Annotated in this window: 6 protein-coding genes; all 6 read left to right on the top strand. The window is 68.6% G+C overall.

The window, feature by feature from the left end:
- Nucleotides 1-455: UPF0149 family protein (locus CKO28_RS16490; protein WP_200341904.1), on the top strand; the 455-nt coding region annotated here is incomplete at its 5' end.
- A gap of 407 nt (nucleotides 456-862) precedes the next feature.
- The gene (locus CKO28_RS16485) at nucleotides 863-2,314 is read left to right on the top strand and encodes a flagellar hook protein FlgE (RefSeq protein WP_200341903.1); all 1,452 of its coding nucleotides are present in this window, start codon (nucleotides 863-865) and stop codon (nucleotides 2,312-2,314) included.
- Nucleotides 2,315-2,324: 10 nt separating this feature from the next.
- Nucleotides 2,325-2,774, top strand: coding sequence for a hypothetical protein (locus CKO28_RS16480; protein ID WP_200341902.1), 450 nt, complete (start codon nucleotides 2,325-2,327; stop codon nucleotides 2,772-2,774).
- An 87-nt stretch (nucleotides 2,775-2,861) separates the two neighbouring features.
- Nucleotides 2,862-4,724, top strand: a complete 1,863-nt coding sequence (gene flgK, locus CKO28_RS16475) for a flagellar hook-associated protein FlgK (RefSeq protein WP_200341901.1) — start codon at nucleotides 2,862-2,864, stop codon at nucleotides 4,722-4,724.
- A 12-nt stretch (nucleotides 4,725-4,736) separates the two neighbouring features.
- Nucleotides 4,737-6,260 carry a flagellin gene (locus CKO28_RS16470; RefSeq protein ID WP_200341900.1) on the top strand — a complete coding sequence of 508 codons (1,524 nt, stop codon included), beginning with the start codon at nucleotides 4,737-4,739 and terminating at the stop codon, nucleotides 6,258-6,260.
- 175 nt (nucleotides 6,261-6,435) lie between these two features.
- Nucleotides 6,436-6,562: flagellin N-terminal helical domain-containing protein (locus tag CKO28_RS28480; protein WP_496196154.1), on the top strand; the 127-nt coding region annotated here is incomplete at its 3' end.

The following is a 6,562-nucleotide window of genomic DNA, read 5'->3' as shown; positions in this document are numbered from 1 at the left end:
CCCAGCAGTTCTTGCCCGAGGTGCTGGGCCCCAGGGCGGACCTCAGCCTGACCGAGGACACCGAGGCCCTGCGCGCGGTCCAGGGGATCGCCGTGGAGTACAACCGGATCGCTACGACCCTGTCCGATCAGCCGGAGGCCTATGCGCCGCGGTTCGGCCGCACGGCCGAAGGCCATACGGACCCAACCCCGTGGTGCGACGGGTTCGGCCGGGCGATCCGGCCGCGCCGGCGGCTCTGGAAGCGTCTGCTCGACACAAGCCGGGCGGAGTTCCGCATGATCGGCCCGATCCTGGCGCACGCCTCGCCGGCGACCGCCCGCGCGTGGCTGGGTCCGAAGGCCGTCAATCTGTCGCTGCCCGAGGGCAACCCGGCGCCCACTATCGCCGCCGCCGTCGTCACGTTGCGCGGCTACTGGGTGCCCGACCGCGCGAAAGCCAGCCGTTCAAGCCGGTAGCCGGTCAACCGTTTGCGGCTGTGGAGCGCTCGCGCCGCTTACACCCGAACATCGTCCGTTTTTGGCCACCGACCGGGACGACCGGCGTGAAGTGGCCGCTGAAATTCAATGTTTTGAGGCTGGTGGGCTTGTCGCTCCAGCAAGGCAGGAAGCGGTTGCCCCGATTCACCCAGACGGTCGTGACCCGGCAATCTCCGCCGACCACCCGGCAAGATCTACCCTGTTAAGTCGGCAGCAACGGTCGTCCGGTAGCTTGTTCCGGGTCTTGACGGGGAACGATCGTCGTCGTGACGCGCGGACTTCCGTCGTTTCGGGCGATTGGCACGGAGCATGCAGAGAGGTTCGCGGAAGATCGCGCGGACCAGCGGTGCGGTCGTTGAACGAACACCTTTGAGGACGGAAGAGCGATGAGCGTATTCGCATCCCTGACCACCGGCGTGAGCGGCCTGAAAGCCCAATCGAAGGCCATGGGCCACATCTCGGACAACCTGGCGAACGCGCGCACCGCGGGCTTCAAGCGCGTGGAGACCTCGTTCTCCGAGATCGTCACCAGCGCGCGCCAGGGGCAGCACAACCCCGGTGCGGTGATGGCGAACGCCCGCTACACTCACGCCCAGCAGGGCGACCTGCAACAGACCCGCAACCCGCTGAATATGGCGGTCACCGGCGATGGCTACTTCATGGTCGCCGAAGAGAAGACCCGTATTGACAACCAACCCGTCTTCGAGGATGTCGACCGCTTTACCCGCCGCGGCGACTTCAAGCTCGACAGCCGCGGATACCTGGTGAACGGCGGCGGCTACTTCCTGCAGGGCCTGCCGGTCGACCAGCAGACCGGCAACCCGACCACCGCGATCCCGCAGCCGCTACAGATCACGAACGAGTTCAACGAGGCGAAGGCGACCAATCTGGTCGCCTACAACGCCAACCTGCCCGAGAATGTCCGCGTGCCGTCGCCGACCAACGACGTGATCGGCGACTTCGCCGGCATCGGCCAGAACGTGCTCGGCGACACCATCGGCTCGGCCGGCCCGATCCAGCCCGAGACGTTCGTCGAGAATTCCTCGGGCGGCGGCGCGATGACCCTCTACGACGACGTCGGCGCCAAGATGGACATGCAGGTCCGCTGGGTGAAGCTGTCCAATGGCAACGCGCCGCAGGACGCGCCGGAAGTCACGAACCCAACCAACATGGGCAACGTCGCGACGGCCGTGAGCAGCGCCGGCGGCACCGCCAACGACGTTTGGGGCGCCTACTACTACGACCCCGATACCGACGGCGGCGGACCCGGCACGGATGATGAGTGGAAGTTCCTGACGGCCGCGGAGTTCCGGGGCGATACCGGCACGCTGGTCTCGGCGGCCCAGCCGGCGATCACCGGGAAGAGCCTGAACGGCAAGCCGGTGCCGGACTTCACCTTCGACTTCACGAACAAGGGTGAGGCGGCACTGACGCAGTTCGCGGACACCAACGCCAGCGTCTCGGTTTCCAAGATCCAGCAGAACGGCTATCCCAGGGGCGAACTCGCAGAGGTTTTCACCGACGAGCAGGGGCGGATCTCGGCGACCTTCTCCAACGGCAACACGTTGCCGATCGCCCAGGTTCCCCTGGTCGCCTTCTCCTCGCCGGACGCCATGGAGCGCCTGGACGGCGGCGCCTTCATCGAGACCCCGGAATCCGGCGCGCCGCTGCTGAACGCCTCCGGCCGGATCGTCGGCGGAGCGATCGAGAACTCCAACGTCGATGTCGCCGAGGAGTTCACCAAAATGATCGTCGCGCAGCGCGTCTACTCCGCCAACGCCAAGAGCATCACGACGGCCGATCAGATGCTCCAGGAAGTCATGAACATCAAGCGCTAGGCGGCATCCGATGACCCAGACACGCGACACCGCCGTCGTTCCGACGGAAGAATTCTGGCAGCAGGCCCTGGCCCAGCGCCAGCGCGGCATCCTCGCGGAGGGTGCGATCTTCATCGGGCAGGCGGCCCGGGTCCTGGCCGATGGGCCTGGCTTCGCCGGCCTCAGCCCGGAGACGCGGTCGTTCCTCCGCCTGGACGGCGACCTCCGCCGGGCGCGCCTGGTGATCGACGCGGTCGCCGAGGCGATGCGCCAGGCGGCCACGAGCCGCGCGCCGGACAGCGAGAACCTCAGCCTGTGCGTCTTCGTCTCGGCCCTGCTCGCCGACGAGCTCGAGGCCGCCGGCATGGATCTCGACATCAGCCGCCTCAACGAGGCCCTGCCGACACTGAACATCGAATGGTGCCGGGCGCAGTACCGCATGAAGTGCCTGCGCGCCATGGACCCCGCGGGCTCCGCCTGATCCGGATACGTCAGGAAGACCCTTGCCGGTCAGGTAGACCACCCCCTCCTTCGAGGCCGCCAGGACGGCGGCCGGGATGCACGCCCCATGCTGTTCACCGCCCTCAACAACGCCTTCAGCGGTCTGTCGGCTGCCCAGCAGTCGATCGACGTCGTCTCGCGCAACGTCGCGAACGCCTCGACGCCCGGCTACACCCGCAAGACCCTGCCCGTGGACAACGCCGTGCTGGGCGGCGAGGGCCGCGGCGTCTGGACGGACGCCGTCCGGCGCGACGTCGACCAGCGCATGATGCAGCAGCTGCGCACCGATCTCTCCGCCAGCCAGCAGACCGGCGTGGTCGCGGACTATCTGGGCCGGGTCGACGAGATGTTCGGCCGGCCGCAGGACGAGAACTCGATCGCCAGCCAGGTAACCCGCTTCACCGAGGCCTTCCAGGAACTGACCACCAACCCGGAATCCGCCTCCGTGCGCGAGGGCGTGATCTCGGCCGCCGGCGAGACCGCGCGCAAGCTGAACGACCTCTCCACCCAGATTCAGGACATGCGCGCCGAGGCCGAGAGCGGCATCGCCGCCTCGGTGGACAAGGTAAATCACGCCCTTGGTCAGATCGCAGAGCTCAACGAGGACATCTCCCAGCGTCAGGCGCAGGGCCGCTCGACGGCCGACCTGGAGGACAAGCGCGATCAACACCTCGAGGCCGTCGCCGAGGAGATCGACATCCGTGTGATCGACGGCGGCGAGGGCCGGTCGCTGGTGTTCACGCCGGACGGCTCCAGCCTGGTCGGACGCGGCGGCGCGCGCCCGCTCAACTTCGACCAGCGCTTCGAGATCAACGCCAACACCGAGTGGAGCCGCGACGGCACGCAACGCCAGGTCGGTACGATCACGCTCGGCCAAGACGGCAATGCGGTCGACCTGATCGGCTCCGGTAGCCTGACCGGCGGGCGGATGGCCGGCCTCGTCGAGCTGCGGGATGAGCTGTTGCCCCAGGCCCAGCGCCAGCTCGACGAACTCGCCCACCAGATGGCCACGCGCCTGAGCGAGCACACCGTCCGCGCCGACGCGCCCACGACGACCAGCCGGGAAATCGACATCGCCGGCCGGATCCAGAGCGACGGCGACCAGATCGAGGTCACCTTCACGAACGGCAGCGTCCAGAACCGCTTTACCTTCATCGCCTCCAGCGAGCCCGGTGGCCCGGCGTCGAACGACCTGACCGCGCGCGCGAACGACACCGTCTTCACTTTCCAGCGCGGGGCGAGCGACGCGGCCACCGCGGCCAACCTCGCCGCGCAGATCAACGCCGCGGTCGCCGGCTCGGCCACCACCGCCGGCTCGACCCTGACAGTGCAGGACTCGGGCGGTTCGGCGATCCAGGCCGTGGACGCGCGCTTCACCCTCACCGACACCCAGTCGGGCAATCCCGATCGCCTGGGCCTGCCGGTGTTCGCCGACATGAAGGCCGGGCAGGTGGACTACACCGGCTCGGTCGACGGGCAGGGCCAGAAGCAGGGCTTCGCCGCCCGGATCGCCCTCAACGCCGACCTCATCGCCAATCCGGAGCGGCTGGTGCTGACCACCGGGACGACGGCGACCGGCGACAGCGCGCGGCCGCTGGAGCTGACGCGCCGGCTCGCGGAAGCGCCGACGACCTTCTCGCCCGCGACCGGGATCGGCGGGTCGGGCCGGCCGCAGACCACCACGCTGGGCGGCTTCGCCCGCGAGATCGTCTCGTTCCAGGGCAACCAGGCGCAGAGCGCGTCCAGCCGGGCGGAGGACCGCGCGGCCGTCGCGCGCGCCATCGAGGACCGGGTAGCCAACCAGAACGGCGTGAACATCGACGAGGAGATGAACCGTCTGATGGAAATGGAGAAGGTCTACGCGGCCAACGCCAAGCTGATGGGCCTGGTCGACCAGATGTTCGACACGCTGTTCGCGATCAAACGCTAAGGAACCTGAAAAATGACCGGTATTTCGCTGATCGGCCAGCATAATTTCTTACGCCAGGTTACCGCGGATCTGAGCAGTCAGCTGCAGCGCGCGCAGGGGCAGATCGCCTCGGGCAAGCGCGCGGAAACGCACGGCGAGCTCGGCCTGCAGTCCAAGATCTCCCAGGCCCTGCGCGCCGACGTGGCCGATGCCGAAAGCTTTATCCAGACCGGCGAGATGACGGCGACCCGCATGGAAGTCATGCAGGCCTCCATGACGGCCGTGCAGGACGGGCTGGTCGGTCAGCGCGACCAGGTCAACGCCGCGATCTACCGCAACGATGTCGGTCTGCCGTTCCTGGAGCCCTCCGCCGAGGGGCGCCTGCAGGACGCCGTGGCGCGGCTGAACACGCAGGTCGAGGGCCGGTACCTCTTCTCCGGGCGCACCACCGACGTCCGGCCAGTGGCCGAGGCGCAGGCGATCCTGGACGGCGCCGGCGCGGCCATGGGCCTGGACCAGGTGATGGCCGAGCGGGCCGACGCCGATCTCGCCACCGACATCACGGCCGCCGGGCAGATCACCAACCCGACCGCGGACAGCGTGCGCCTGCAGGACGACAACCTGGTGTTCGGGCTGTCGGTCGCCGGCGCGCGCGACAGCGGCGGGGCGATGACGGCGACCACCACGCCCGCGGCGACCAGCCCGACCGGGATGCCGGCCGGCGCCCAGGAACAGCTCGACATCAGCCTCTCGGGCCAGCCGGCAGCCGGCGATAGCGTCACGGTCGACGTGCGCCTGCCGGACGGCAGCGCGATCGAGCTCACGCTCACGGCCGGGAATACGAACACCGCCGTGGCCGATCCCGAGCTCGGCGGCGGCGCGCAGCAGCTCTCCGCGACCTTCGACCGCGGCGTCGACGCGGCCTCCGCGGCGACCAGCCTGCGCCAGGCCCTGTCGGATGCCCTGGCGGCGATCCAGGACAGCGCGGCCTTCTCGGGCGCGGCCGAGGCGCAGGGCGCCAACGACTTCTTCCGGGACGGCGGTCCGCTGATCGTCGACGGCGCCGGCACCGGGCTGGTCGCCGGCACCGAGAGCGAGGTCGTGCACTGGTACCGCGGCGACAGCGATCCGGACGTCGGCGGGGCGCAGCGGGCGCGCATCGGCGCGGGGCAGGTCGTGGATTATGGCGTGCGCGCCGACCAGGCCGAGCTGCGCGAGTCGGTCAAGAGCATGGCGATGCTGGCCGCGCGCGGCGTGGGCGACGACGTCGAGGGCTACCGCGCGTTCGCGCTCAGGGCAGGTGAGAGCGCCGGCGCCACGGTCGACCGGGTCACCGAGGTGCAGGGGCGCCTGGGCGTGAAGGAGCAGCTGGTCGCCGACACGATCCAGCGCCACGAGGGCGCGGCGAACCTGATGAGCCAGCGCGTCGCCGAGATCGAGGAGGCCGACCCCTACGAGGTTGCCACCCGCATCCAGGAGCTGCGTCAGCAGCTCGAGAGCACCTACGCGATCACCGGCCGGCTACAGAATCTCTCGCTCGTCAACTTCATGACTTGAGTCACCCGGCAAACACTGCCGGGTGACTGTCGAACAAAGAACGCGTTCTACCGAAGAAAAGCCTGGACGGTAACGGTCGATTAAGGCGGACCAAGGTAGAACGGGAGCAGGCGTCAGGACGACGCCGATCATCGCCCGACAGGGCAAGCGTCATACCCAGTAGAAGGAACAAGGTATGTCCTCGATCAATACCAACGTCGCCTCGATGCAGGCGCTGCAGAGCCTGGACCAGACCAACAAGGCCTTGGAGCAGACTCAGAATCGCATCTCGACCGGCTTCAAGGTCGAGAATGCCAAGGACA

Origin of the sequence: Rhodovibrio sodomensis (genome assembly GCF_016583645.1) — a bacterium.
Classification (GTDB): domain Bacteria; phylum Pseudomonadota; class Alphaproteobacteria; order Kiloniellales; family Rhodovibrionaceae; genus Rhodovibrio; species Rhodovibrio sodomensis.
The sequence above is the reverse complement of the archived record's forward strand: the minus strand, read 5'-3'. Positions and strand labels throughout refer to the sequence as shown.